A 24,758-nucleotide genomic window follows, 5' to 3' on the forward strand; every position below is an offset into this window, starting at 1 on the left:
AACGCCACCCACCAGTACAGCAGGGTGACCACGGCCATACTGACGGCGCGCAGGCCCTGGTTGGCCAGGATCAGGCGCAGGGCCAGGGCCGGGCGGTAGAAACCGGCGTAGGCGGGCAGCTGGTGGCGGATGGCCCGCATGGGCGTGGACAATATGTTGCCCACCATCAGGGCAAGCACCACGTCGCGGGCCTCGAGGCCGCCGGTCTGGAGCACGCTGCCTGCGGCGCCCAGGGCTGCGCCCAGCTCGGCGGCCAGATGCAGCACGATGATGCCCATGGCCTGGGGCTTGAGGAAGGCCAGCCATTCCATGTGCATGGCCAGCCACTCCTCGGCGGCGGTGAACAGGCCGTAGCGCTGCAACAGATACATGATGATGTAGACGGGCACCGTGAAGCAGACCAGCTTGGGCACTCGGCGGCGGAAGCGCTTCCAGGCCTTGCGGGCGGCGGCGCGCCAGCCGGTCTCGCCGTCGGCGGCGGCCGTGCAGGCCAGGCAGCCCTGCGGCGGTGCGGGCAGCAGGCGGCGGGAAAAGGCGATGGTCAGGCCGGTACGGCCCACGGCGGCCAGCAGGGTCAGGCCCACATAGACCACGGCGGGCCAGCCCAGCACGGGCCAGGTGAGCAGGAAGATGGTGGGCGTGTGGACCAGATAGGCCGGGAAGCTGTTGAACAGATTGGCCAGCATGAGTTCCCGGCCGTCGATCTCGCCTTTCTGGTGGCTTTCGGAAAGCAGGCCGTTGGCCGCTGCCGGGGAGACGAAGGCCAGGGAGAAGGCCGCGCCCGCCACGTCGCGCAGATGGGCGGCCCGGGCCAGCGGGGTGGCCAGGCGGGCCAGATGGCGCGTCCAGCGCAGGGCCTCCAGCAGATTGGCCAGCAGCAGGCCCACGCACAGGCCCAGCAGCAGACGCAGCAGGGGCCAGAGCAGGCCTTTCCAGAGCAGGGCCAGGGAATGCAGAGTGTCAGAGGAAAGGATATCGTTCATGGGCAGGGCGCGGGATCAGGCCTGGGCGGCCGTGAAGCCCGTGTCCTCGGGCAGGTCGGGACCGGCGGCGAAGGCGCGGGCCAGTTCGTCGCAGCGTTCGTTTTCGCGGTGCCCGGCATGGCCGCGCAGCCAGTGGAAGGTGACCTTGTGGGTGCGCAGCAGGGGCAGGAGCTGCTTCCAGAGGTCCACGTTGAGCACGGGCTTCTTGTCGCTCTTGATCCAGTTGCGCTTTTGCCAGCCGGCCAGCCAGCCTTTTTCCACGGCGTCACAGACGTATTTGGAATCGGTGTAGAGGTCCACCTCGCAGGCTTCGCGCAGGGCGGAGAGGGCCGCGATGACGCCGCCCAGTTCCATGCGGTTGTTGGTGGTCAGGCGGGCGCCGCCCACCAGCTCGCGGCGGGCCGTGCTGCCCACCAGGCAGAGGATGGCGGCCCAGCCGCCCCGGCCGGGATTGCCCAGGCAGGAACCGTCCGTATAGATGATGACTTTCTTCATCAAGAATTCCTTTGTGGTTTGAGACCTCCCCCTTCAGGGGGAAAAGGGAATTTGACAAGACGGCGAAGCCGATGAAATCCTTTTCCGTAACTTCTCCCTTCAGGGAGGGGCGATCCGCACGCCCCCTATCCGCCGGTCGCGGAGGCGGTAGCCGTTGCCCGCACCAGCGGGCTTACGGATAGCGACAGCGCTTTCATGGGCTGTCTTGCCGCGTAACACATTGCTGTCTTTATCCGTAGCTTCCTGCGTCGCAACGGCTAAAGCTCATTAGGCGGATGGGGCGACTGTGGATTGCAACATGACCGCGCAGTGTAGGAAAGAAGCGGGGCGCTGGCAACGGGGCCTCCCCGGGTGTGCCCGCGCGCACAGCGGGAGCAGCAAGGCAGGGATGGCGCGGGCGGGGCCGTGGTCTTCGTTCTGCAGGCTGGACTTTGCGGAACCTTTGGGATATGCTTTTCTACCAAAAATTAATGGGGGCATCACCCCCGTGGAGGACATCATGGCTCACAAGAAAATTGAGCGTAAAAAGGAACTGGATCGCCGCCGTCATCGTCGCGCTGAACGTCTGAAGCAGCGCGTGCGTGAAGCCAAGGCCGCCAAGGCCTAGTTTCCGCGGACAGTTCATTGCCGGTTCCCTGCGGGGAGCCGCGAATTTCAGCACAACGGCCGATGGCCCCGGACAAAAAAAGGGGCTGTCGTGGCCGTTCTTGCGTTATAGCTATGCCCATCTACGAATATCAGTGTCCCAACTGTCAGAAAGTCTTTGAAGAATGGACCCATGTGACCGACATGCAGGCACAGGAGCCCTGCCCTGATTGCGGCACCCCCTCGCCGCGGGTCATGTCGCACACGTCTTTCGTGCTCAAGGGCGGCGGCTGGTATGTCAGCGATTACGGCTACCGCAAGGGCATCAAGGACGAGAACAGCACGTCCACCCCTTCTTCTTCCGCCTCCTCGTCGACAAGTTCCACTTCTTCCGGCAGCACTGCCAGCAGCACTTCCGGAGGCTCGGGTTCTTCCACCTCCTCTTCGTCGACCCCTTCCGCGTGAGGTACCTATGATTGAGCGCTACACCCGGCCCGCCATGGGCCGCATCTGGACCCTGGAGAACCGTTACCGCGCCTGGCTGGCTGTGGAAGTGGCCGTGTGCGAGGCCTGGGCCGAACTGGGCCGCGTGCCCGCCGAGGCCGTGAAGACCATCCGGGAAAAGGCCGACATCGACGTGGACCGCATCCTCGAGATCGAGCAGACCACCCGTCACGACGTCATCGCCTTCCTTACTTCGCTGGAAGAAAAGGTGGGCCCCGACGCCCGCTACATCCATCTGGGCTGTACGTCTTCCGACATCGTGGACACCGCCAACGGCTATCTGTTCATGCAGGCCGGCAAGCTCATCGTGGAAGACATCGAAAAGGTGCTGGCTTCTCTGGAAGCCCTGGCCCGCAAGCACAAGGGCGTGCTCTGCATGGGCCGCACCCACGGCATCCATGCCGAACCCACCAGCTTCGGCCTCAAGATGACCGGCTTCCACGCCGAGTTCCAGCGCCATCTGGAGCGCGTCAAGGCCGGTATCGAGAGCGTGCGCGTGGGCAAGATCTCCGGTGCCGTGGGCACCTACGCCTTCCTTTCCCCCGAACTGGAGGAAAAGGCCCTGACCCGTCTGGGCCTGGCCGTGGACCCGCACTCCACCCAGATCGTGCAGCGTGACCGCTATGCCCATTTCTTCACCTCCCTGGCCATCCTGGCCGGCGGCATCGAACGCCTGTGCGTGGAGCTGCGCCATCTGCAGCGCACCGAGGTGCTGGAAGTGGAAGAAGGTTTCGCCAAGGGCCAGAAGGGCTCCTCGGCCATGCCGCACAAGAAGAACCCCATCTCCGCCGAGAACATGGCCGGCCTTGCCCGCCTGATCCGCAGCAATGCCGTGGCTTCCATGGAGAACCAGGCCCTGTGGCACGAGCGCGACATCAGCCATTCGTCCGTGGAGCGCGTCATCATGCCCGACTCCACCATCCTGGCCGACTACGTGCTCAACCGCCTGTGCCGCCTGCTGGACGGCCTGGTGGTCAAGCCCGAGCGCATGAAGGAGAACATGGAGCGTTCCTACGGCCTGTACTTCTCCCAGCGCGTGCTCACCGCCCTCATCGCCACCGGCCTGCCGCGCCAGAAGGCCTATGAGGCCGTGCAGCGCCTGGCCATGCAGAGCTGGGAGACCCGCAAGCCCTTCCCCGAGCTGGTGTGCGCCGATCCCGACATGCATGAACGTCTGGGCGATGCCCAGCTGGCCGAACTTTTCGATCCCACCTACTATCTTAAATACGAAGACGTCATCTACAAGCGCGTCTTCGGCAATTAGGAGGCTCCCGTGCAGCAGTCCATCCTGGAGATCAAGCGTCGTCTGGCCCGCCTGCTGGTGGAAAAGTCCTACCGTGAAGGCGACTTCGTCCTGGCTTCCGGCCGTCGCAGCGACTATTACTTCGATTGCCGCGTGACCGCCCTGCATGCCGAAGGTTCCTGGCTCATCGGTACGCTGTTCAACGACCTGCTCAAGGACGTGCCCGTGGTGGGCGTGGGCGGCATGACCATGGGCGCCGACCCGCTGGTCTCCGCCACCACCGCCATCTCGCATGAACTGGGCCGTCCCCTCAACGGCCTGCTGGTGCGCAAGGAAGCCAAGGACCACGGTACCGGCCAGTTCGTGGAAGGCCTGGGCAACTTCAAACCCGGCGACAAAGTGGCCATGCTGGAAGACGTGGTGACCACCGGCGGCTCCCTGCTCAAGGCCTGTGACCGCGTGCGCGCTGCCGGTCTGGACATCGTGGCCGTGTGCTGCATCCTGGACCGTGAAGAAGGCGGCCGCGAAAAGCTGAAAGAAGCCGGTTACGAACTGCACTCCCTCTTTACCCGCAAGGAACTGGTGGAGATGGCCCGCTCCTAGGGCTTTTTCGCTGGAGCGTTCCCGGCATGATCCGGGGCATGGCGGGGATGACGCCCACCATGGTTCCCGCTCCAGATCCGTCCCGGACCGGGGATATACTGATCGTCAAAGGGCAGCCTTCGGGCTGCCCTTTTTTGTACGTTTTTGTCCGGCACAGGCCGGGGGGCTGGGCGGTAAGCGCCTGTGCCGCGCGCTTGCCTGTCCGGATTTTTACCTGCGGCAGGGCGCTGACAGGCCTGGAAAGCAGCGTGAAAGGTCACAGGAAAAAATTTTTTGAAATTTTTTTCAGGAAATTTTTCCGAAGGCCGCCGAAAAATGTGATGGCGCAAAGCTGCCGGAAATGTGCAGGCTGAAAAACTTTGTCACATTGATGATAGAGATGGTTGTACGCATATCGATTTTGATTCATAATGTACTTTTGACGTAGTAACACAAAAAAATAAAGTATATTTTGCATCATATACAGTTTTATGATGTTCATTTGTTTGGCTTGTTCGTTATTTCTTAAAGTGTATGGAAAGTCTTTTGACTGTTTGTGTGAACAGTCATGGCGGGACTATGTGCATTGCGTAACAAAGTGCGCGTTTTTCCGTGTAAAACCGGCGTAAAGCAGAGCCCGGCCCTTTGCAGCGATGGTGAAAGCGTGCTAGCGTGTTTTTGTGCCATCCGCTGTGGCACGGGCATTCCGGCCGGATGCAGAGGGCTGTCCGGGCGGAAGATATCAACGAGAGGACAGGGGCGAGCCCCGGGAGGATGGAAAAGTGGAGCTTTACAAGCTGTTGGAAACCTTTAACGGATTTTTGTGGTGTCCGGTCATGCTGGTGCTGCTGGTAGGCACGGGCATCTATCTGAATATAGCGCTGCGCTTTTTCTCCTTCCGCAACTGGGTACGAGCTTACAAGTGCCTGTGGCAGGGGCGGTCCCATCAGTCCGAACACGGCGAGATCTCGCCGTGGAATGCCCTCATGACTGCTCTGGCCGCAGATATCGGTACCGGTAACGTGGTGGGCGTGGCCCTGGCCATCGCCGTGGGCGGCCCCGGCGCCCTGTTCTGGATGTGGGTCACGGCCCTGGTGGGCATGATGACCAAGTTCAGCGAAGTGCTGCTTTCCGTGCACTTCCGCGAAAAGACCCCCGCCGGCAACTGGGTGGGCGGCGCCATGTACTTCATCAAGAACGGCCTGGGCCCCAAATGGGTCTGGCTGGGCACCTGCTTTGCCGTGTTCGGCATCTGCGCCTGTATCGGTACGGGCGGCATGGTGCAGGCCAAGGCCATCACCGACAACATCTCCGGCACCTTCGGCCTGCCCGCGTGGCTGTGCGGCCTGATCCTGGTGGGCCTGTGCGTGGCCGTGCTGCTGGGCGGCGTGCGCCGCATCGGCGCCGTGGCGGGCAAGATCGTGCCCTTCATGGCCATCATGTATGTCTTCATGTGCCTGCTCATCATCGGCATGAACATCGAAAAGGTCCCCTCCGTGTTCTGGTGGGTGATCTCCGACGCCTTCCAGCCCACGGCGGCCACCGGCGGCTTTGTGGGCGCCACGGTGATGATGGCCATTCGTCAGGGCATGGCCCGCGGTATCTTCTCCAACGAAGCCGGCCTGGGTACCGCTCCCATGGCCCACGCGGCCTCCACGGCCGAGACCCCGCTGGTGCAGGCCTCCATCGGCATGCTCGACGTCTTCATCGATACCATCATCGTCTGCAGCATGACGGGCTTCGTGATCCTGGTGACGGGCACCTGGACCGCCGGTTCCTCCGCCGCCAGCATGATGACCTCCATGGCCTTCGAACAGGCGCTGCCCGGTGTGGGCCAGTTCGCGGTCACCATCTGTCTGACTTTCTTCGCCTTCACCACCATCCTCGGCTGGTGTGTGTACGGTGAACGCTGCGCCATCTACCTGTTCGGCGACCGGGCCCAGATGGTCTTCCGCCTGGTGTACTGCCTGGCGGTGGGCGTGGGTTCCGTCCTGGCCCTGGATGCCGTGTGGCTCCTGGCCGATACCTGCAACGCCCTTATGGCGCTGCCCAACCTTACCGGTGTCCTGCTGCTGAGCCCCGTGCTGTTCAAGATCGTACGGGACGAGGTGGCCCGGGACGATCGTTTCGTCGTGTAGGCAACCGGGGGGCGGGCCCCGGGCCCGCCCCTTTGCAACATATTCCATGACATAGCCTGAGGAAGGCAGCCTTCGGGCCGGCGCTCTCCGTCATCGGGGAGCGGGTCTTGGCGCTCACCCTGAAAACGGCCTTTTCCATGGAAAAAGACCGGCAGGGAGAAGGCTGCGGAGCTGGCAAGGGCGCAGCGGCGCCTCCGTGACGGTCCGGCATGACGGACTGCCGGCCGGGACGCCGGAGGCTCCCATCCCGTTCACCTTTTGGAAGAGGGGCAAGGCATTGCAAAAACGTTACCTTTCCATCGCCATCCTGACGGCCGTCCTGGCCGTGACGGGGATCGCCGGCTATCTGCTGCCGGCGGGCCCGGTCGCGGGGGACAAGGAACCTGCCACGCGTCGCATCCTGTTCGACAATGCGGGCGGTCCCGTGGTCTTCGACCATCAGAAGCACAGCCGTCTGCTCAAGGAAGATTGCGCCACCTGCCACCACGAGAGCCTGCAGAAGACGCCCGACAAGGCCATGGCCTGTGCCAGCTGCCACGGCGTGGCCCTGGACGATGCCTTCAAGGCGGGGCATGCCAAGAGCTATCCGGCGGAAAGCTGTGTGACCTGCCACCATTACGAACTGGCGGCCAAGGACTGGGGGCACCAGCAGCACAGCGAGGACTTTGGCGTGGACTGCACCTCCTGCCACCATGCCGACACGAACATCGAGCCCGAACCGCAGAGCTGCGCCAACTGCCATGAGGCCGGGGCCCGGCCCACCAACAAGGCTGCCGAGCCCGGCACGCCGCCGGTGCTGGCCGATGCCGTGCACGCGCGCTGCGTGGCCTGCCATCAGGATCTGTTCGGCAAGGCCAAGAACTGCGCTTCCTGCCATGAGCTGAAGCCCACGCGCAAGGATGAGGCTGCCGTGAAGGGCAAGGTGAACGCCCTGTATGCCGACTGCACGGTCTGCCATGTGAAGAAGACGCCGGACAAGCTGATCCCCGGCCGTATGGACGCCTTCCACGGCCAGTGCATGGGCTGTCATGAAAAGCTCGGCAAGGGCCCCTTCGGCAAGGACAAGTGTGCCCAGTGCCATACCAAGTAGTGAGGCGGGTATGAAAGAAGTATTCCAGATGTTGAAGGACCCGCGTTTCCACCTGGTGTACGGGGTGACGCAACGCTACAGCAACGGCCCGGAACCGCGCCGCGTGCGCCTCAACCGCGAGGGCTACAAGCTCGTGGAAGGCGTGACCAAGAAAGCCCTGGTCTACCCGCGCATGCGCCTGGCGGTGCATCCTTCGCCGCTCAAGGGGGACGCGTTCTCGCCCATCTTCGGCCGCATCACCGACGTGACCGAGCGCAGCCTCTTCGTGGAGGCCATCGAGCCCGACGAGGCCCTGCGCGCCCTGGCCGACGGCGTGGAGAAGGTGGACCTGATCAATGACGAACGCACGGGCCAGGAACTGGCCGTGCTGCTCAAGAGCCTGGGCCTGAACACCAAGAGCCTGGGCCAGCAGTGCGAGACCCTGATCATCAACGGCCTCAACCCCGACCCCGGCGTCACCTGGGCCGAGCCCATGCTGCTGACCCACCAGGGCACGCTGCGGGCCGGTCTGGCCGTGCTGCGCCGCCTTTCCCCGGCCAAACGCATCCTGCTGGCCGTGCCGCGCGAGATGCACCTGCATTTCGACGACGTGGAAGTGGTGCGCGTGACGGCCCGCTATCCGGCCAGCGTCGATGCCCTGCTGGTCAAGAGCGTCACCGGCAAGGAAAAGCCCGAAGGCGTGGGCGTGGTGGGGCTCCACAATGTCTGGAGCCTGGGCCGCGTGGCCCGCACGGGCCTGCCGCTCATCGAGTCGGTCATCACCCTGGGCAGCTACACCCACTCCGGCAACTATATCGTCAAGGAAGGCAGCATGCTGGGCGAGCTGCTGGAATTCGCCCACATCAAGCTCAACAGCGGCGACACCCTGGTTCGCGGCGGCCCGCTGCGCGGCGAGAGCATCGACCGCCTGGACCGCAGCATCACCAAGGGGGCCACGGGCGTCTTCGTGGTGGAGGCCGGTACCGTGCCGCCCATGGAAGGCCACAGCCCCTGCATCAACTGCGGCGCCTGCGTGCTGATCTGTCCCGCGCGCCTGAGCCCCAGCATGCTGAGCCGCAACGCGGAATTCGCCCTGCACGAGCGCTGCCGCGACGAACACGTGGACTGCTGTCTGGAATGCGGCCTGTGCGGTTATGTCTGCATCGCCCGCCGTCCGGTCCTGCAATACATCCGTCTGGCCAAGCACAAGCTGGCCCAGGCCGATGAGGCCCGCCGTCTGAAAGAACGGGAGCTGCGTCCCGCGGCGCAGCCTGCCGCCGAAGCCAAGGAAGGAGAAAACTGATGCCCGCTGCCGCTCAATCTTCCGTTTTGCTGGCCATGAGCGCCCCGCCGTACTGGCATTGCGGGCGCACCGTGCGCCGCCAGAGCCTGATGACCCTCGCGGCCCTGCTGCCTGCCGTCATCGGGGCCGTCTGGACCTGGGGCCTGCCCGCCGTGCGCGTCATGTCCCTGTGTGTGGCCGTGGCCGTGCTCACCGAGGCCGCCTGCCAGAAACTCATGGGCCGCGAGCTGGCCATCGACGACTACACGGCCGTCTGTTCCGGCCTGCTGCTGTCCTTCATGCTGCCGGCCGACGCCCCCTGGTGGATCGCGGTCATGGCGCCGCTCATCGCCATCAGCCTGGGCAAGATGGCCTTTGGCGGTCTGGGCGCCAACCCGGTCAACACCTCCGTGGTGGGCTGGGCCGTGCTCTTCGTCTCCTTCCCCCTGTTCATGGAACCCAATGCCGTGCAGCTCAACGCCGCGTCCATGGTGGACCCGCTGGTGCGGCTCAAGTTCTTCGGCTGGGCCGATGCCGGCAGCATCCCCCTGCAGGACCTGCTGCTGGGCCAGCAGATCAACGGCCTCGGCGCCGGGCAGGTGGGGGCGCTCTTCCTGGGCGGCTCCCTGCTGGCGGCCCGCGGCATCATCCGCTGGCAGATCGCCCTGGGCTTCTTTGCCGGGGTGGCCGGCCTGGCCGCGCTCTTCTGCATGAGCAGCCCCGCCACCGACTCCTCGCCCCTGTTCCATCTGTGCACGGGCTCGGTCATGCTGGGCGGTTTCTTCCTCATCACCGATCCGGCCAACGCGCCGTCGCGCCCCCTGCCCATGTTCCTGTACGGCCTGCTGGGCGGCGCGCTGGTGATGACCATCCGCAAGTACGGCATCTACCTTGACGGTGTGCCCTTTGCCATCCTGCTGGCCAATCTGGTGGCCCCGCTGCTGGATTCCATCCGGCCCAAACCTTTTGGAGTGCGCTAGCCATGGCCGATATCCTGCGAATGATCGTCGTCCTGTCAGCCCTGTGCGGCCTTTCGGGCTTTGCCCTGTCCTACCTCAAGATGGTCACTGCGCCCGTCATCGAGGAACAGGTGCTGACCTATGTGCAGGGACCGGCCATTGCCGGGGTGTTCACTGATATCGACAACCAGCCCATCGCCGACCGCAAGGCCTTCGAGACCGAGAAAGGCCGGGTGCTGGTCTTTCCCGCCATGCGTGACGGGAAGCTGGTGGGGGTGGCCCTGGAAGCCAAGGGCAAGGGCTACGGCGGTGACGTGGGCGTGATGGTGGGCTTCAATGTGGCCAACGACACGCTGGCGGGCATCGGCACCACCACCCTCAAGGAAACGCCCGGTCTGGGCATGCGTATCGCGGAGCCCGGCTTCACCGGGCAGTTCAGGGGCATCGCCGCGCCGGTGGGCCTCAAGAGCCAGGGGGGCAGCATCGACGGCATCTCCGGCGCCACCATCTCCTCTTCGGGTGCGGTGACGGCCGTGAACCTGGCCGCCGAGGCCTACAAGGCCCTCAAGCCTGAAATCCTCAAGACCTGGGGCAACAAATAAGGAGCCGGCCATGAGCAGCGTCATGCAAGAATTCACCAAGGGGCTGTGGAAGGACCTGCCGCCCTTCCGGCTGGTGCTTGGTCTGTGTCCCACGCTGGCGGTCACCAACTCCGCCAACAACGGCCTGGGCATGGGTGCGGCGGTCATCTTCGTGCTCGTGCTCTCCAACATGATCATTTCCATGGTGCGCGGCATCATCCCCAAGAAAGTGCGCATCGCCTGCTTCATCGTCATCGCGGCCTCGCTGGTGGTGGCGGTGGAACTGCTCATGCAGGCCTATGCCTATCCGCTCTACCAGCAGCTGGGCATCTTCGTGCCGCTCATCGTGGTGAACTGCATCATCCTGGCCCGCGCCGAGGCCTTCGCCGCCAAGAACGGCGTGGCCGCCTCGGTGGCCGACGGCCTGGGCATCGGTCTGGGCTTCACCATGTCGCTGACCTTCCTGGGCTCGCTGCGCGAGATCCTGGGCAACGGCACCTGGTTCGGCCACCCGGTCATGTGGGACGGCTTCCAGCCGTTCGCCATCATGGTGCAGGCCCCCGGCGCCTTCATCTGCCTGGGCCTCATCCTGGCCACCATGAACGTCATCAATGTCTGGCAGGCGCGCCGCAAGGGCGGCCAGGTGGTGGAAACCTCCAGCTGCGGCGGCTGCAAGGCGTGCAGCATGCTCCAGCAGCGTCAGGAACAGTAGCCCGCGGGCTTTCGCAAGGATGCGCGTATGGATATCTTCCAGCTTTTCATCTCGGCCATCTTCGTCAACAACATCGTGCTGGCCCAGTACCTGGGCAACTGCCCCTACCTTGGCTGCTCCAAGGAAAAAGGCGTGGCCCTGGGCATGGGCGGCGCGGTGATCTTCGTCATCATCGTGGCCACGGCCTGCACCTGGCTCATGCAGCGTTACGTGCTGGAGCCCTTTGGCCTGGGCTACCTGCAGACCATCGTCTTCATCGTGGTCATCGCCTCGCTGGTGCAGTTCGTGGAGATGTTCCTCAAGAAGATGGTGCCGCCCCTGTATGCGGCCCTGGGCATCTTCCTGCCGCTGATCACCACCAACTGCGCCGTCATGGGCGTGGCCATCCTGGTGCAGCGCGAGGAATACGACCTGCTCACCTCCGTACTGTACGGCGGGGCCTCGGCCGTGGGCTTCACCCTGGCCCTCCTGCTCATGGCGGGCATCCGCGAGCGGCTGGATACCTGCCGTCTGCCCAAGGCCATGGCCGGGACGCCCATCGCCCTCATCATGGCCGGCCTGATGTCGCTGGCTTTCATGGGCTTCAAGGGCATGGCGCAATAACGCGGACTACGGGCTTTTGACTGCCGCTGGGCGGCAAGGAGAGGCATATATGGTTTTCGTTTCCATCATCACCCTGTTCGGATTGGGGCTCGTGGCCGCCATCCTGCTGTCCATCGCCTCGCGCGTCTTCTACGTCAAGGAAGACCCGCGGGTGGAGGCCGTGCTGGAGGTCCTGCCCGGGGCCAACTGCGGTGGTTGCGGCTTTGCCGGCTGCGAAGGCTACGCCGCGGCCGTGGTCTCCGATCCCGACATCCCGGCCAACAAATGCTGCGCCGGCGGTGCCGATACGGCCATCGCCGTGGGCGAGCTGACCGGCAAGACCGTGGCCGAGGCGGAACCCCTGTTCTCGCTGCGGCGCTGTGACAAGCTGGCCGGCAACGTGGCCCTGCGCTACCAGTACCAGGGCATGCCCTCCTGCGCGGCGGCGGCCATGCTGCGCGGCGGCACCGATACCTGCCACTGGTCCTGCATGGGCTTCGGCGACTGCGTGCAGGTCTGCCCCTTCGACGCCATGCAGGTCAAGGACGGCGTGGTGCGCGTGGACATGTCCCGCTGCACGGGCTGCGGCATGTGCGTGTCGGCCTGCCCGCGCGGAGTGCTGGAGCTGGTGCCGCGCCGCCATCGTGTGGCCGTGTTCTGCAATACGCGCGACAAGCTGCGTGCCGTGACCGAAGTCTGCGACGCGGGCTGCATCAATTGCGGCCGCTGCGCCAAGGCCTGTCCGGCCAAGGCCGTGAGCAACGTGGCCGGGCGCATGGTGGTGGACCAGATCAAGTGTGTTTCTTACGGGCCCGATTGCGGTGAGGCCTGCGTGGAGGCCTGTGCCCGCCACATCCTGCGGCGAACCTGCCCCACGGGCATCGAGGCCGCCAATGTGGCCAGGATGAAGGATGACAGCGATGGCGACGGCGCTGCTGGGGGCGGCACCGTGCCTGTGACCGGAAAGAATGACCGCCCCGCACAGGAGAACTGCAATGCCTAAGACCTCTCGCCGAGATTTTTTGCGCTGGACGCTGGCCGGCAGCGGCCTGCTTCTGGCCGGTGCGGCCTCCGTCCTGGAGCCCGCGCCCGCCCGGGCCGTGACGCGCCTTGGCGCGCCCACGCAGCAGACGGCCCTGTTCATGGGCACCATGGTGAGCATCACCGTGGCCTGTCCCTCGTCCACCCAGGCCCACGATGCCATGGATCTGGCCTTTGCCGAGGGGCGCCGTCTGGAAGCCCTGCTGACCCGGCATGACGCGGCGGCCCCCCTGGGCGTGCTCAACAGCCAGGGCAGCCTGCGTGACGTGCCGCCCGAGCTGCTCAATGTCTGGCAGCGGGCTCACGGCATCTGCCATCTGACCGGCGGTGCCTTCGATGCCACTGTCCTGCCCCTGGTGCGCCTGCTGGAGAGCCGCAGCAATCCCGAAGGCGAGCTGGAGCTGCCCGAGAGCGACCTGCGCGATGCCCTGGCCCTGGTGGATACCGAGGCCGTGTACGCCGGTCGCGACGGGATGCGTCTGGAACGGCAGGGCATGGGCCTGACCCTGGACGGCATCGCCAAGGGGCATATCGTGGATGCCATGTCCGCCGTGCTGCTGCGCGCGGGCTGCGAGAACCATCTCATCAATGCCGGCGGCGACATCCTGGCGCGCGGGCACAAGGCCCCGGGCGTGTTCTGGCGCGTGGCCGTGGAAGATCCGGAAAAGCGCGGCCACTACCCGCAGGTGCTGGAGCTGTACAACCAGGCCATCGCCACGTCCGGCGGTTATGAGATGCACTATGACGCCGAGGGGCGCCATCATCATCTGCTGGACCCGTCCACCGGGCGGAGCCCCGTGCTGGGCAGCATGAGCGTGCTGGCCGCCACCTGCATGCAGGCCGATGCGCTGGCCACCGGCCTGTCCGTCCTGCCCGCCGGGGAGGCCCTGACGCTGGCCGACAGCCTTTCGGGCTGCGCCTGCGGCCTGCTGCGCCGGGACGGCCGCCTGCAGGTCTCCCGCCGCTGGCCTGCGGAAGCCTGATACTGATCGTTCATGGATGCAAAAAGCCCGTCCCCCAGGGGACGGGCTTTTTCCGTTTCCGGCACCGGCCGTTCCTGTTCCCCATCCCGGCAAGCCCGCTCTCCGCGATCTGCCGCGGTATCCTGCCGCCGGGCCTCAAAAGGGGCACGGCAAAAGGAGGCAAAAGGGGAGGAGGGAACAACGTCCGGGACGTCTTTCGGTCGCTGGCGGCCATCCGGGGAGAGCGACCTGGTCCGCCGCCGCATCCGGCGGCTGCCGCAAGGCATGAAAAAAGGGAGGACGTCGTCCTCCCTTTTTTGTCATATCGTGCGCCGGGTGCCCTAGCGGCTCCACTTGAAGGTGAAGACCTGCTCGGTATCGGGATGCAGGCTCAGATGCACGGGGCAGGTATGGGCGGCCCGTTCGATCATGGTCTTTTCCTTTTCGGAGAACTCACGGTCGGGCATGTTGAAGATGATCTCGATCTTGCCGATGCGGCGCGGGTTGGCGCTCATGGTCTTGCTGATCTCGATGGTGGTGCCGGTCACGTCCACGCCGTGGTTCCGGCCGTAGATGCCGATGATGGTCATGGCGCAGGCGGCCAGGGCCGTGGCGCAAAGGTCGGTGGGGCAGAAGGCCTCGCCCTTGCCGTTGTTGTCCTTGGGGGCGTCGGTGACGAGCACGGTACCGCTCTGCTGGTGCACGCATTCCACGCGCAGGTCGCCGAGATATTTGGCGGTGATGTCTGCCATGGGGGAACTCCTTTTTTGCCCCAGAATGCCCTGTCCGCTCCCCGGACGCAAGAGGTATGCCGTAGTCAGGGGAAATGGTTTCGCGGCTTCTGGAGGCCTTGTGGCGTTATGCCGGGCCATGTCCGGGATGCCGGACCGTTCCGGCCATGAAAAAAGGGGAGGCGGCTGCCTCCCCGTACGTTCGGAACAGCGGGATTGTCCGCTGCTTTAATCGTTGGCCAGACGGGCGGCGTCGGCGCGACGGCGCATGCGGGCCACGCGTTCGCGCAGACCGGCGCGGTAGGCGTCCAGATCCTCGATGCGGGCGCGGGCCACGCCGCTTTCCATGGCGGCACGGGCCACGGCGGGCGTCACCCATTCGATGATGCGCGGATCCAGCGGGCTGGGGATGATGTAGTCGGGGCCGAAGCTGAATTTCTTGCCGCCGTAGGCCTTGCTCACTTCTTCGGGCACGTCTTCGCGGGCCAGCATGGCCAGGGCCTCGGCAGCGGCCAGCTTCATGGCTTCGTTGATCTCCGTGGCCTGCACGTCCAGGGCGCCGCGGAAGATGAAGGGGAAGCCGGACACGTTGTTGATCTGGTTGGGGCAGTCGGAGCGGCCGGTGCCCATGAGCAGGTCGTCACGGGCGGCCTTGGCTTCGGCGTAGGTGATCTCGGGCACGGGGTTGGCGCAGGCAAATATCACGGGATGCGAGGCCATGCTGCGCACCATGTCCTGCGTGACCAGACCGGGCTTGGACAGGCCCAGGAACACATGGGCGCCCTGCATGGCTTCGGCCAGGGTGGCGTCCTTTTCCTGCGCGAAGGCGGCCTTGGTGGGATGCAGCTTGTCCTGGCGGCCCTTGTGGATCAGGCCCTTGCTGTCGAACATCCAGATGTTCTCGCGCTTGACGCCCAGGCTGACGTAGAAGTTGGCGCAGGCGATGCCGGCGGCACCGGCGCCCACCACCACGACCTTCATGTCTTCCATCTTGCGGCCGGCGATGTGGGCCGCGTTGATGAGGCCCGCGCCGGAGATGACGGCGGTGCCGTGCTGGTCGTCATGGAAGACGGGGATGTTCATGATCTCCTTGAGCTTCTGTTCGATGTAGAAGCACTCGGGGGCCTTGATGTCTTCCAGGTTGATGCCGCCGAAGGTGGGCTCCAGGGTCTTGACCACGTTGATGAGCTCGTCGGGATCGGTGGTGGCCAGCTCCAGGTCGAAGACGTCCACGTCGGCGAACATCTTGAAGAGCATGCCCTTGCCTTCCATGACGGGCTTGCCCGCCAGGGGGCCGATGTTGCCCAGGCCCAGCACGGCCGTACCGTTGCTGACCACGGCCACCAGATTGCTGCGGGCGGTGAGGCTGGCCGCGGCGGCGGGATCGGCCTCGATGGCGCGGCAGGCATCGGCCACGCCGGGCGAATAGGCCAGGGTCAGGTCGTCCTGGGTCTCGCCCCGCTTGGAGGGCAGCACTTCCACCTTACCGGGGCGGGGCTCCGCATGATATTTCCAGACATCTTCCTTGGTATAGCTCATAGTATCCTCTGCTGCTCGGCTGGAGCGGTGAGATAGTGAAAAACGGGCCCGGACAGGCGTGGGGGACAGCGTTTTCCTGTTTGCGTGGCCCCTTGATCGGAGCGGGGAGGAACGCGCGCTCTCGCGCCGTGACGGGCGTTTTCGGCCCCGGGCCGCGGGACATGGCCGTATGCCATGCGATCGCCCGGGCAACACATGAGTATAAAAATCCGTTGCCGCTTTCGCAAGTGCGGGCAGGGGGGCGGACGTGGCTGGTTTCAGAAGGATGGACGGGTGGTGTGGCGCGGCAGACTGCGGCCTCTGATGGTCCCCCGGTACTGTGGGAGAGGGGCAATGGAAAATATGGCGGGATGCCCGCTACTTCCGCAGGGGGTAGGGAGTAGGTCGCCTATGGAGCGGGGACGGGAAGAGAACGGCCGATGTCCCTAGGTGCGCCGTTTTGTTCCGGCATGCGGGCTGGGCCATCAGCGGGGCGGGGGAGGGAGGAGCGCCGTCAGACGGGCTTCTTGTGCGGGGACTTGGAAGGCTGGAGAAGACACGAGGGGAAGGGGAGATTTTCCACCGGAGACGGCCGGAGGCGGTCGCAGGGCCATGCCCGTCATGACGCGGTCGCTCCGGGCATCGGCAGCGCGATGGCCTCCCCTTCCCCTCTGGTAAAAGAACTGTCTAGCCGATCCATTCCTGGCCGGTGGCCATGTCCATGATGACGAATTCCGTGCCGTCGCCCTTGGCGGCCACGCGGTATTCCAGCTTCTCGGCCACACGGTTGGGCAGCTCGCCGCTCTGGTCGAAGGTCAGCACCCGGCAGGAGAAGCCGTCGTGATAGTCGCTGACGGGGATCTCGCGGGAAGAGGCCACGATGATCTCGTCGCCCACCTGACAGGTACGGGCCGCGGCGCCGTTGAGGCAGACCACGCCGCTGCCGCGCGGGCCGGGCAGCACATAGGTCTCGATGCGGGAACCGCTGTGCTTGTTCCAGATGTAGACGTATTCCAGCGGCAGCAGATGGGCCGCTTCGAGGATGTCGGTGTCGATGGTGATGGAGCCGTGGTAGTTGAGCTTGGATTCCGTGACCACGATACCGTGCAGCTTGGCGCCTACGACGCGGATGGTGCCCTGCCCCTGGGGCTGGACACCCACCAGCATACGGGTGACTTCTTTTCTTTCCATGTGGTTCCCCTTGGGGGACCTGTCCGTCATGCGGCAGAACGTACCGCCGGGCAGGGTCTGGAGGAGCCGTCGGGCTCCTTGTGGACGATTTTGAAGAATGGGGGAGCATGAAGGGGGAAGGGGACTTTTCCAGCGGAAAACGTTCCCTTCCCCCCTCATATCATTTCATCGTCATCATTCTCGTCTAGCACTGGACGATGCGCACGTCGCCGCGGGTCTCGTTGGCGCGGCGGCGGAAGCGCTGGCGGCGGTCCTCACCGTCCACCTGGTTGGCCAGCCATTCCAGCACGTGCAGCACGGGGTGCTTTTCCTTGAGCTGGATGAGGCAGCGGGCGATGCCGATCTTGCAGGAGGGGCAGCCCACCAGGATGGGCCCGGCGTAGCAGGCGCCGGTCTGCGGCTGGGGCTCGAAGGCCTGGGCCAGGCGTTCCTTTTTGCGGGCGCGCAGCAGGTTGTAGATGGTGGGGGAGGTCACGGCGCCCATGCCGGACTCGCCGCAGCAGCCGGGGATGGTGGAGACCTTGACCTTGCAGAGCTGTTCCAGGGCGCCGGTAAGCTGGGCCTGTCCCTTGAGGGTGGGCACGCCCGCCCATTCGCAGTGGCAGGCCGCGTGATAGAGCACATTGGTGCCGGGGGCCACCGGGGCTTCCATGCCCTCGTGCTGCAGCAGGGGCAGGACGATCTGGCTCACGTCCTTCTGTTCCAGCTGCGGGAACTGCTCGTTGAGCTTCATGCGGGCCAGGCTGTCGCGGCAGGAACCGCAGGCCGTGGCCAGATAGCGCACATCGAAGCCCTGCTTGATGAGGTTGCGCAGCATGGAGGCCAGATACTGGCGGTTCTGGGCCATGTTGTCTTCGTATTCGGTATCCATGCCCGCGGCCAGCAGGGGATAGCCGCAGCACAAATGGCGCGGCGGCACGGCCACGGCGTGGCCGGTGTGCAGCAGCAGCATGATGGCGGCCAGACCGATGCGGTCATAGAAGAGCGAACCGCCGCAGCCGGGGAAGTAGAGCACGCAGGGCATGCCCGGCGTCACTTCCCTGGGCGCGAACACGGAACCGCGGTGCAGGCGCAGGGATTCGTACAGGTTGGTGTAGCCCATCTTGGGGCCGCTGCCCGCAAAGATGGGGCTCTGCATGCGCTTCTTCCACACGGAGGGCACCACGCCCAGCAGCTTGTTCTGCACCTTCTGGCCCAGCGAGGCCATCTTGGCCGCCTTGGGCACGCGGGACGAAACGTCATGCACCAGCCATTCCAGGGCACGCTTCTTGATGGGATGACCGCCGGCGTTCTCGTGTTCCAGCAGGGAGCGCAGGGTCAGGGCCACCTCGCCGGACGGGATCTTGACCGGGCAGTTGGCCAGGCAGCGGCCGCAGGCCGTGCAGTGTTCCACCAGGTCGCGCAGCCAGCGCAGCAGGTTGTCGTCGATGGCGCCCTTGTTGACCTGCGAGTAATAGACGGCTTCCAGCAGCATGCCCAGCACCATGTTCTTGTTGCGGGGATGGTACTGCATGGAACGCTCGGGGTAGCACATGGAGCAGACCTGCTTGCACTTGCCGCAGCGGGTGCAGACCTGCACCGTGGACAGCAGGCTGATGAGCTTTTCCTTGTCCGGCAGACCGCTGGCGTGGATGTCGTTGATGAGCCGGTTGAAGGAGAAGGTGAAGGGACGCACGGGCAGTTCGCGATGCACCAGCTTGGCCGGGTTCATGACGTCGCGGGGGTCCACGCGTTCCTTGAAGGCGCGCAGGGCGTCCATCTTGCTCTTGCCGAGGAAGGAGATCTTGGTGATGCCGATGCCGTGCTCGCCGGAGACCTCGCCGCCCATCTCCTGGCATTCGGCCATGACGCGGGCCGCGGTCTCTTCGGCCTCTTCCAGCATGTGGGCGTCGTTGGAGTTGACCGGGATGTTCACATGGCAGTTGCCGTCACCGGCATGCATGTGGCTGGCCACCACGATGCGGCTGGCTTCCATGTAATCGCGGATTTTGCCGATCTTCTTGTCCAGATGGGCGTACTTCTGGCCCATGCCGGCCAAAAAGGCCTCGGCGCGCTTCCAGAGCTCGGTATCGGAAAGCTCGGCCTGCGGGTTGTCGCCGGACGCCACCTTGGAGGCAAAGGAGAACTCGCGGTTGAATTCCTTGTCTTCCATGGGGAAGCCGGGCAGGCGGCCCACTTCCTGCAGGGCGTGGCGGTAGGCCTGGGCCGTGCATTCCAGGTTGAGCTGTTCGAGGAAGAGGGCGAAGTCCGGGATGCGGTCCATGGGTATGACCACGTCCTCGTTGAGCTTGAAGCCGGAGGTGCGCTTGGCGATGGCCGACAGGCGGTGCCGGTCTTCCCAGAAGCGTTCGCCTTCCTTGTCGTCCTGGGCCACGATGATGTCCACGTTGTCCTGTTCTTCCACCACGCAGACGATGTCGTTGACGCACTTGTCCAGCAGGTAGGGGTCGTCGCCGTCCACCTGGAGGATGATGACCGAGATGGGCAGGCCCTCATACTTCTGGGACTTGCGCTTGTACTCGATGGCCTGCACGTACTTGGCGTTGAATTCTTCCAGGGCGGACAGATGGGCGTAGTCGCCTTCCTGACGGATGCGGTTGCGCAGGCCCACCAGCTCGCGCACCACCACGGCGGCGGGGTGCATGGAGCGGCCGAAGAATTCCAGCACCATGACGCGCTTGAACTTGGGCTTGGGATGGATGATGAAGCAGGCCTCGGTGATGATGCCGTCCACGCCTTCCTTCTGCATGCCGGGCAGGCCGCCCAGGGCCTTGTTGGTCACGTCCTTGCCCAGGCCGGGCAGGCGGATCTCGTCGCCGCGCAGGTGGATGACGTTGCGCACGCCGCCGCTGATGTCCTTGACCACGAACACGGCCGTTTCTTCGGGCAGGATCTTGTGGCGGGGATGGTTCTCGCGTTCCACGCTGATGATCTCGCCCGTGGGGGTGACCATGCGCCACCAGAGCAGGTTGTCCAGGGTGGTGCCGTATTCGAAGGCGCTGGGGCCGCCGGCGTTTTCGGAGACGTTGCCGCCGATGGACGAGGCCTGCTTGGAGGCCGGGTCCACGGAGAAGAGCGCCCCGGCCGCGTCCACGGCCTTGATGACGTTCTGGGTGATGGCGCCGGCTTCCACGGTGACGGTCATGTTCTCAAGGTCGATGGGGCCGATCTTGGTCAGACGGGTGAGGCTGACGATGACCGTACGCTTGCGGGCCGGCACGGCGCCGCCGGTCATGCCGGAGCCGCCGCCGCGCGGGATGAGGGCAAACTTCATGTCGTTGGCCAGCTTCACCAGGGCAGCCACCTGCTCGGCGCTGTCGGGTTCCACCACCAGCAGGGGCAGTTCCATGCGCAGGTCCGTGGCGTCCGTGGCCGAGGCCACCAGGGCGGAGGGCGAGGAAAGGATGCACTCGTTGGGCAGGATGTTGCGCAGGGCGGAGATCAGCTCTTCGCGGAAGCTGCGTTCGGCCTCGTAAGCGGACCAGAACATGGTGATGCCTTCGCCGATGGCGTTGGCGAAATAGTGGGCCAGGGCCATGGATTCCCGTTCGAAGCGGGCGTGCACGCTGTTGCGCACGGTCTCCACGTTGATGAAGGGGTTGTAGGCCACCAGGAACAGTTCTTCGGCAATGGCAATGGCCAGATGCCGCACAGACTCGGGCCACTCCGCGAAGTCGTCGATATTGATACGCAGGATGCGGTTGACCACATAGTCAGGTGAGATGGATATGTGCGGACCCTTGTGAGCCATGGCGTAGGTACCTCGTTGTCTTCTGCATTTTCCTTGTGCACGGGCCCGGCGGGCCGGATGCACAAGTGGAGAAACCTTGTTTTTTACTGCTATTGGCCGCGCAAGGCAAGCACGCCCCCATACTGGGGCCACTGTCTTCGCCAGAGAGGAAAAAAGCCGTCAGGAACGATTCCTGTCATTCCTGTCATGCCTTGTCCTCTTTACATTTTCCCGAACTTGAAAGATGCTGTGCGCCACACACGATCCCCGGAAAGGAGACTCCACATGCTGCTCAAGCTGCAATGGCTTACAGATATTTTTGACTGGTTGCACCACAATTGGGAGCGGACCCACGTCCAGCGCAAGGTGGCGCTGGTCATCTTTTGGATCTACGTGGCGGCCCTGTGCTGCGTGGAGCTCAAACGCCAGGGCATGCTGCCGCCCGCACTGGCCCAGCTGACGCCCCACAGCCATTTCAGCGCCATCCAGCTGGCCTTCACCCTGATCCTGGGCCTGGAGGTCATGAGCCTGATCTTCATCATCTCCACATCCTTTTCACGGTCCGTGGGCAAGCAGTTCGAGATCCTGGCGCTGATCCTGCTGCGCAATGCCTTCAAGGAGCTGGCGCACCTGCCCGAGCCGGTGAGCATCGCCGGCAACCTCGATCCCGTCATCCATATCGCGGTTACGGCGCTGGGGGCCCTGGGTATCTTCGTGGCCCTGGGCATCTACGGGAAGCTGGCCTCCAGCTATGCCTACATCCAGAGCCCGGAGATGCGCATGCGTTTCGTCATCAGCAAAAAGCTGCTTTCGCTGACGCTGTTCGTCATCTTTTTGGGCATCGGCATCCGGGATGCCTGGATCCACATCCACACCGGCGAGGACATGCGCTTTTTCGAGACCATCTATACGGTGCTGATCTTCGCCGACATCGCGCTGGTCCTCATCTCGCAGCGCTACATGCCGTCCTTCCATGCGGTGTTCCGCAACTCCGGCTTCGTCATCGGCACGCTGATGATGCGTCTGGCCCTTTCGGCCACCCCGCCGTGGGACACGGCCGCCAGCCTGTTCGCGGCCGCCTACGTGCTGGCCCTGACCTGGGCCACCAGATACTTCCGGCCCGCGGCCCTGCGCGGCCCCCAGCTGCCTGCCTCGTCCCGCGAGACGGAGCACCTGCCCCTGTCCTACGGCAAGGTGCCGGAGCCCGCGGAACCGCGTGAGGGCGTGCTCTACGGCAAGCCGCATCTGGAAGCCTGGCGGCAGCGCCGCAAGACCCGGGAGGCGGCCCTGCCCGTGGCGCGGGAGGAATGCGTGTTCGGCGCTGCGGAGCGCCGCGCCCGGCGCACGATGCCCCGTCCTCCGGCCGGAAAGAAGAAGGCCGCCAGCTGACGGACCGGCCGGGAGGGATGGGCGCCGGACAGCGAGCGCTTCTCCGGCTCCGGTGCCGTCCTGTCGTGATGCATGAAAAAAGGCCATCCTGCGGGGTGGCCTTTTTACGTCCGTACAAAAGCGGTTTATTCGTCGCCCACCTTGAGGGCGGCCAGGAAGGCTTCCTGCGGCAGCTCCACGTTGCCCATGCGCTTCATGCGCTTTTTGCCTTCCTTCTGCTTTTCCAGCAGCTTGCGCTTACGGGTGATGTCACCGCCGTAGCACTTGGCGGTCACGTCCTTGCGGAAGGCGGACACAGTCTCGCGGGCGATGATCTTCTGGCCGATGGCCGCCTGGATGGCCACCTGGAAGAGCTGGCGCGGGATGGTGCGCTTGAGCTTGAGGGCCAGCGAACGGCCGTAGGTGTAGGCGCGGTCGCGGTGCACGATGACGGCCAGGGCGTCCACGGGCTCGCTGTTGAGCAGGATGTCCAGACGCACCAGGTCGGACTCGCGGTAGTCGATGGGCTGGTAGTCCATGCTGGCGTAGCCGCGCGTGCAGGACTTGAGTCGGTCGAAGAAGTCATAGACGATCTCGGCGAAGGGCAGCTCGTAGGTCACCACCACGCGGTTGGCGGCCAGGTAGTGCAGGTTCTTCTGGGTGCCGCGCTTGTCCTCGCAGAGCTTCATGACGTTGCCCACGTATTCGTTGGGCACGTGGATGTCCATGCTCACATAGGGCTCGTAAAGGGCCTTGATCTTGGTGGAGTCGGGCAGATGGGCCGGGTTGTCGATCTCCAGCGTCTTGCCGTCGGTGGTGTCCACCCGGTAGATGACCGAGGGCGCCGTGGCGATGAGGTCCACCTCGAATTCGCGTTCCAGGCGTTCCTGGATGATCTCCATATGCAGCAGGCCCAGGAAGCCGCAGCGGAAGCCGAAGCCCAGGGCCTGGGAGGTCTCAGGCTCGAAGCTGAAGGCGGCGTCGTTGAGCTGGAGCTTTTCCAGCGCGGCCTTGAGGTTCTCGTAATCGTCGGATTCCGAGGGATAGAGGCCGCAGAACACCATGGGCTTCACTTCCTTGAAGCCGGGCACGGGCTCGGTGGCCGGATTGGCCGCCAGGGTGATGGTATCGCCCACGCGGGCATCGCCCAGGGACTTGATGCTGCCGCAAAGGAAGCCCACCTCACCGGCGTGCAGTTCCTTCACGTCCGTAGCCTCAGGCGAGAACACGCCCAGGCGCAGCACTTCATATTCCTTGCCGGTGCTCATGAGGCGCACCATGTCGCCCAGTTTCACCCGGCCGTCCACCACGCGGAAGAGCACCACCACGCCCTGGTAGCTGTCGTACCAGGAGTCGAAGATCAGGGCCTTGAGGGGGGCGTCCAGATCGCCGCCCGGCGCGGGCAGACGGTTGACGATGGCTTCCAGCACGGCGTCCACGCCCAGACCGGTCTTGGCGGACACGGGCAGGGCGTCGGTGCAGTCCAGGCCGATGGCTTCCTCGATCTCTTCCTTGACGCGGTCCACCTCGGCGCTGGGCAGGTCGATCTTGTTCAGCACGGGCACGATCTCGTGGTCGTGGTCCAGGGCCAGATAGACGTTGGCCAGGGTCTGGGCCTCCACGCCCTGGGTGGCGTCCACCACCAGCAGCGCGCCTTCGCAGGCGGCCAGGGAGCGCGACACTTCGTAGTTGAAGTCCACGTGTCCGGGCGTGTCGATGAGGTTCAGCTCATATTCCTCTCCGTTGGCAGCCACATAGGGGATGCGCACGGTCTGCGCCTTGATGGTGATGCCGCGCTCGCGTTCCAGATCCATCTTGTCCAGGTACTGCTGGCGGGCCTCGCGCTGGCTGACGACCTTGGTCAGCTCAAGGATGCGGTCGGCAAGGGTGGACTTGCCGTGGTCGATATGGGCGATGATGCAGAAATTGCGAATATGATCCAGACTGGGCATGGTATATCCTGCATTGGGTTACGAAGATTGAAAAGTATCTTAATAAGCCAAAACAGGGCCAAAGTCCATGCTGCCCGCCCGTGCCCGCCCGGAGGGAGGGGAAAAGGAGCCTGTCCGGGAAACGGAGTTGTGCGGAACCGTTCCCGGACAGGCCGGTCTCATGCCGGCGGGGTCACCGCCTGCATGCGATACCGCGGATCTCGACCTCTGCTCCCGGGCAGAGCCCCCGGACCTCGACGAACAGTCGTGCCGGCTTGTAGGCGGGGAAGTAGGTGGAGTAGATGGCGTTGAAGTCCTCAAAGTTGCGCATGTCCGTCACGAAGACATCGACCTGGGCCATGTTGTCGAGCGTCATGCCGGCCGCGGCAAGCACGGCTTTCAGGTTTTCGAGAGCCTGGATGGTCTGGGCTTTGAAGCCGGTGACGAGCTGCCCGCTGGCGGGGTCCTGGCCGATCTGGCCGCTCAGATAGACGGTGCTGCCGGTATCCACGGCCTGCGAATAGGGACCGATGGCCGCCGGGGCCCCTGTGCTCTGGATCATGTCCATATG

Annotated in this window: 21 protein-coding genes; 13 read left to right on the forward strand and 8 right to left on the reverse strand. The window is 64.7% G+C overall.

The features are described from left to right. Together ACQRCJ_RS05465 and rnhA are read right to left on the reverse strand one after the other, a co-directional pair. A partial coding sequence (locus tag ACQRCJ_RS05465; RefSeq protein ID WP_427799455.1) for a hypothetical protein occupies positions 1–983 on the reverse strand: 983 nt, incomplete at its 3' end. Positions 984–998: 15 nt separating this feature from the next. Then, positions 999–1,478 (reverse strand): ribonuclease HI, encoded by a 480-nt coding sequence (gene rnhA / locus ACQRCJ_RS05470; RefSeq protein WP_168934732.1) that lies wholly within the window; start codon positions 1,476–1,478, stop codon positions 999–1,001. A gap of 720 nt (positions 1,479–2,198) precedes the next feature. Between rnhA and ACQRCJ_RS05475 the strand changes: the two genes are divergently transcribed. The 12 genes from ACQRCJ_RS05475 to ACQRCJ_RS05530 all read left to right on the forward strand — a co-directional run bounded on the left by ACQRCJ_RS05475 (position 2,199) and on the right by ACQRCJ_RS05530 (position 13,739). Then, a complete protein-coding gene (locus ACQRCJ_RS05475; protein WP_168934733.1) occupies positions 2,199–2,528 on the forward strand; it encodes an FmdB family zinc ribbon protein in 330 nt (109 codons plus the stop codon). 7 nt (positions 2,529–2,535) lie between these two features. Then, the gene (purB, locus tag ACQRCJ_RS05480) at positions 2,536–3,831 is read left to right on the forward strand and encodes an adenylosuccinate lyase (RefSeq protein WP_168934734.1); all 1,296 of its coding nucleotides are present in this window, start codon (positions 2,536–2,538) and stop codon (positions 3,829–3,831) included. Positions 3,832–3,852: 21 nt separating this feature from the next. Further along, positions 3,853–4,413, forward strand: a complete 561-nt coding sequence (gene pyrE / locus ACQRCJ_RS05485) for an orotate phosphoribosyltransferase (protein ID WP_040369879.1) — start codon at positions 3,853–3,855, stop codon at positions 4,411–4,413. Positions 4,414–5,174: 761 nt separating this feature from the next. Continuing rightward, on the forward strand, positions 5,175–6,530 hold the full coding sequence (locus ACQRCJ_RS05490; protein ID WP_427799456.1) for an alanine/glycine:cation symporter family protein: 1,356 nt from the start codon (positions 5,175–5,177) through the stop codon (positions 6,528–6,530). Positions 6,531–6,807: 277 nt separating this feature from the next. Next, the gene (locus ACQRCJ_RS05495) at positions 6,808–7,620 is read left to right on the forward strand and encodes a cytochrome c3 family protein (RefSeq protein ID WP_168934735.1); all 813 of its coding nucleotides are present in this window, start codon (positions 6,808–6,810) and stop codon (positions 7,618–7,620) included. Between the two features lie 10 nt (positions 7,621–7,630). Beyond that, entirely contained in the window at positions 7,631–8,902 is a 1,272-nt protein-coding gene (locus tag ACQRCJ_RS05500) for an electron transporter RnfC (protein ID WP_168934736.1), read from the forward strand. Next, entirely contained in the window at positions 8,902–9,861 is a 960-nt protein-coding gene (locus tag ACQRCJ_RS05505) for an RnfABCDGE type electron transport complex subunit D (RefSeq protein ID WP_427799457.1), read from the forward strand. Before ACQRCJ_RS05500 ends, ACQRCJ_RS05505 begins: the two co-directional genes overlap by 1 nt. A 2-nt stretch (positions 9,862–9,863) precedes the next feature. Further along, positions 9,864–10,442 carry an RnfABCDGE type electron transport complex subunit G gene (gene rnfG / locus ACQRCJ_RS05510; RefSeq protein ID WP_006007236.1) on the forward strand — a complete coding sequence of 193 codons (579 nt, stop codon included), beginning with the start codon at positions 9,864–9,866 and terminating at the stop codon, positions 10,440–10,442. 10 nt (positions 10,443–10,452) lie between these two features. Further along, the gene (rsxE, locus tag ACQRCJ_RS05515; RefSeq protein WP_168934739.1) at positions 10,453–11,133 is read left to right on the forward strand and encodes an electron transport complex subunit RsxE; all 681 of its coding nucleotides are present in this window, start codon (positions 10,453–10,455) and stop codon (positions 11,131–11,133) included. 27 nt (positions 11,134–11,160) lie between these two features. Beyond that, entirely contained in the window at positions 11,161–11,736 is a 576-nt protein-coding gene (locus ACQRCJ_RS05520; RefSeq protein ID WP_168934740.1) for an electron transport complex protein RnfA, read from the forward strand. 49 nt (positions 11,737–11,785) lie between these two features. Next, the gene (gene rnfB, locus ACQRCJ_RS05525; RefSeq protein WP_006007242.1) at positions 11,786–12,718 is read left to right on the forward strand and encodes an RnfABCDGE type electron transport complex subunit B; all 933 of its coding nucleotides are present in this window, start codon (positions 11,786–11,788) and stop codon (positions 12,716–12,718) included. Next, a complete protein-coding gene (locus tag ACQRCJ_RS05530) occupies positions 12,711–13,739 on the forward strand; it encodes an FAD:protein FMN transferase (RefSeq protein ID WP_427799458.1) in 1,029 nt (342 codons plus the stop codon). The genes rnfB and ACQRCJ_RS05530 overlap by 8 nt, the downstream gene beginning before the upstream one ends. A gap of 320 nt (positions 13,740–14,059) precedes the next feature. Here the strand turns inward: ACQRCJ_RS05530 and ACQRCJ_RS05535 are convergent, their stop codons facing one another. From ACQRCJ_RS05535 to ACQRCJ_RS05550, 4 genes are all read right to left on the reverse strand, one after another. Further along, complete coding sequence (locus ACQRCJ_RS05535) at positions 14,060–14,470, reverse strand: OsmC family protein (protein WP_168934742.1); 411 nt, start codon at positions 14,468–14,470, stop codon at positions 14,060–14,062. A gap of 207 nt (positions 14,471–14,677) precedes the next feature. Continuing rightward, entirely contained in the window at positions 14,678–15,988 is a 1,311-nt protein-coding gene (locus ACQRCJ_RS05540; protein WP_006007250.1) for a malic enzyme-like NAD(P)-binding protein, read from the reverse strand. 666 nt (positions 15,989–16,654) lie between these two features. Continuing rightward, entirely contained in the window at positions 16,655–17,158 is a 504-nt protein-coding gene (gene panD / locus ACQRCJ_RS05545; RefSeq protein WP_168934744.1) for an aspartate 1-decarboxylase, read from the reverse strand. 184 nt (positions 17,159–17,342) lie between these two features. Further along, complete coding sequence (locus ACQRCJ_RS05550) at positions 17,343–20,909, reverse strand: FAD-binding and (Fe-S)-binding domain-containing protein (protein WP_168934745.1); 3,567 nt, start codon at positions 20,907–20,909, stop codon at positions 17,343–17,345. A 264-nt stretch (positions 20,910–21,173) separates the two neighbouring features. Here ACQRCJ_RS05550 and ACQRCJ_RS05555 point away from each other — a divergent pair, with 264 nt between their 5' ends. Next, on the forward strand, positions 21,174–22,277 hold the full coding sequence (locus tag ACQRCJ_RS05555) for a hypothetical protein (protein WP_427799459.1): 1,104 nt from the start codon (positions 21,174–21,176) through the stop codon (positions 22,275–22,277). A gap of 125 nt (positions 22,278–22,402) precedes the next feature. Here the strand turns inward: ACQRCJ_RS05555 and lepA are convergent, their stop codons facing one another. Together lepA and ACQRCJ_RS05565 are read right to left on the reverse strand one after the other, a co-directional pair. Then, positions 22,403–24,208: a translation elongation factor 4 gene (gene lepA / locus ACQRCJ_RS05560; RefSeq protein ID WP_168934747.1), complete on the reverse strand. Its 1,806-nt coding sequence runs from the start codon at positions 24,206–24,208 to the stop codon at positions 22,403–22,405. A 172-nt stretch (positions 24,209–24,380) separates the two neighbouring features. Next, positions 24,381–24,755 carry a Rid family detoxifying hydrolase gene (locus ACQRCJ_RS05565; RefSeq protein WP_427799460.1) on the reverse strand — a complete coding sequence of 125 codons (375 nt, stop codon included), beginning with the start codon at positions 24,753–24,755 and terminating at the stop codon, positions 24,381–24,383. Positions 24,756–24,758 lie beyond the last annotated feature (3 nt).

The organism is Desulfovibrio sp. SGI.102 (assembly GCF_050314315.1).
In the GTDB taxonomy this organism is placed as follows: domain Bacteria; phylum Desulfobacterota; class Desulfovibrionia; order Desulfovibrionales; family Desulfovibrionaceae; genus Desulfovibrio.

What these genes read in the sequence shown, in the direction of transcription:
- rnhA (WP_168934732.1), bottom strand. Translation starts at nt 1,478, where the DNA reads ATGAAGAAAGTCATCATCTATACGGACGGTTCCTGCCTGGGCAATCCC.
- ACQRCJ_RS05475 (WP_168934733.1), top strand. Translation starts at nt 2,199, where the DNA reads ATGCCCATCTACGAATATCAGTGTCCCAACTGTCAGAAAGTCTTTGAA.
- purB (WP_168934734.1), top strand. Translation starts at nt 2,536, where the DNA reads ATGATTGAGCGCTACACCCGGCCCGCCATGGGCCGCATCTGGACCCTG.
- ACQRCJ_RS05500 (WP_168934736.1), top strand. Translation starts at nt 7,631, where the DNA reads ATGAAAGAAGTATTCCAGATGTTGAAGGACCCGCGTTTCCACCTGGTG.
- ACQRCJ_RS05505 (WP_427799457.1), top strand. Translation starts at nt 8,902, where the DNA reads ATGCCCGCTGCCGCTCAATCTTCCGTTTTGCTGGCCATGAGCGCCCCG.
- rnfG (WP_006007236.1), top strand. Translation starts at nt 9,864, where the DNA reads ATGGCCGATATCCTGCGAATGATCGTCGTCCTGTCAGCCCTGTGCGGC.
- rsxE (WP_168934739.1), top strand. Translation starts at nt 10,453, where the DNA reads ATGAGCAGCGTCATGCAAGAATTCACCAAGGGGCTGTGGAAGGACCTG.
- ACQRCJ_RS05520 (WP_168934740.1), top strand. Translation starts at nt 11,161, where the DNA reads ATGGATATCTTCCAGCTTTTCATCTCGGCCATCTTCGTCAACAACATC.
- rnfB (WP_006007242.1), top strand. Translation starts at nt 11,786, where the DNA reads ATGGTTTTCGTTTCCATCATCACCCTGTTCGGATTGGGGCTCGTGGCC.
- ACQRCJ_RS05530 (WP_427799458.1), top strand. Translation starts at nt 12,711, where the DNA reads ATGCCTAAGACCTCTCGCCGAGATTTTTTGCGCTGGACGCTGGCCGGC.
- ACQRCJ_RS05535 (WP_168934742.1), bottom strand. Translation starts at nt 14,470, where the DNA reads ATGGCAGACATCACCGCCAAATATCTCGGCGACCTGCGCGTGGAATGC.
- ACQRCJ_RS05540 (WP_006007250.1), bottom strand. Translation starts at nt 15,988, where the DNA reads ATGAGCTATACCAAGGAAGATGTCTGGAAATATCATGCGGAGCCCCGC.
- panD (WP_168934744.1), bottom strand. Translation starts at nt 17,158, where the DNA reads ATGGAAAGAAAAGAAGTCACCCGTATGCTGGTGGGTGTCCAGCCCCAG.
- ACQRCJ_RS05550 (WP_168934745.1), bottom strand. Translation starts at nt 20,909, where the DNA reads ATGGCTCACAAGGGTCCGCACATATCCATCTCACCTGACTATGTGGTC.
- ACQRCJ_RS05555 (WP_427799459.1), top strand. Translation starts at nt 21,174, where the DNA reads ATGCTGCTCAAGCTGCAATGGCTTACAGATATTTTTGACTGGTTGCAC.
- lepA (WP_168934747.1), bottom strand. Translation starts at nt 24,208, where the DNA reads ATGCCCAGTCTGGATCATATTCGCAATTTCTGCATCATCGCCCATATC.
- ACQRCJ_RS05565 (WP_427799460.1), bottom strand. Translation starts at nt 24,755, where the DNA reads ATGGACATGATCCAGAGCACAGGGGCCCCGGCGGCCATCGGTCCCTAT.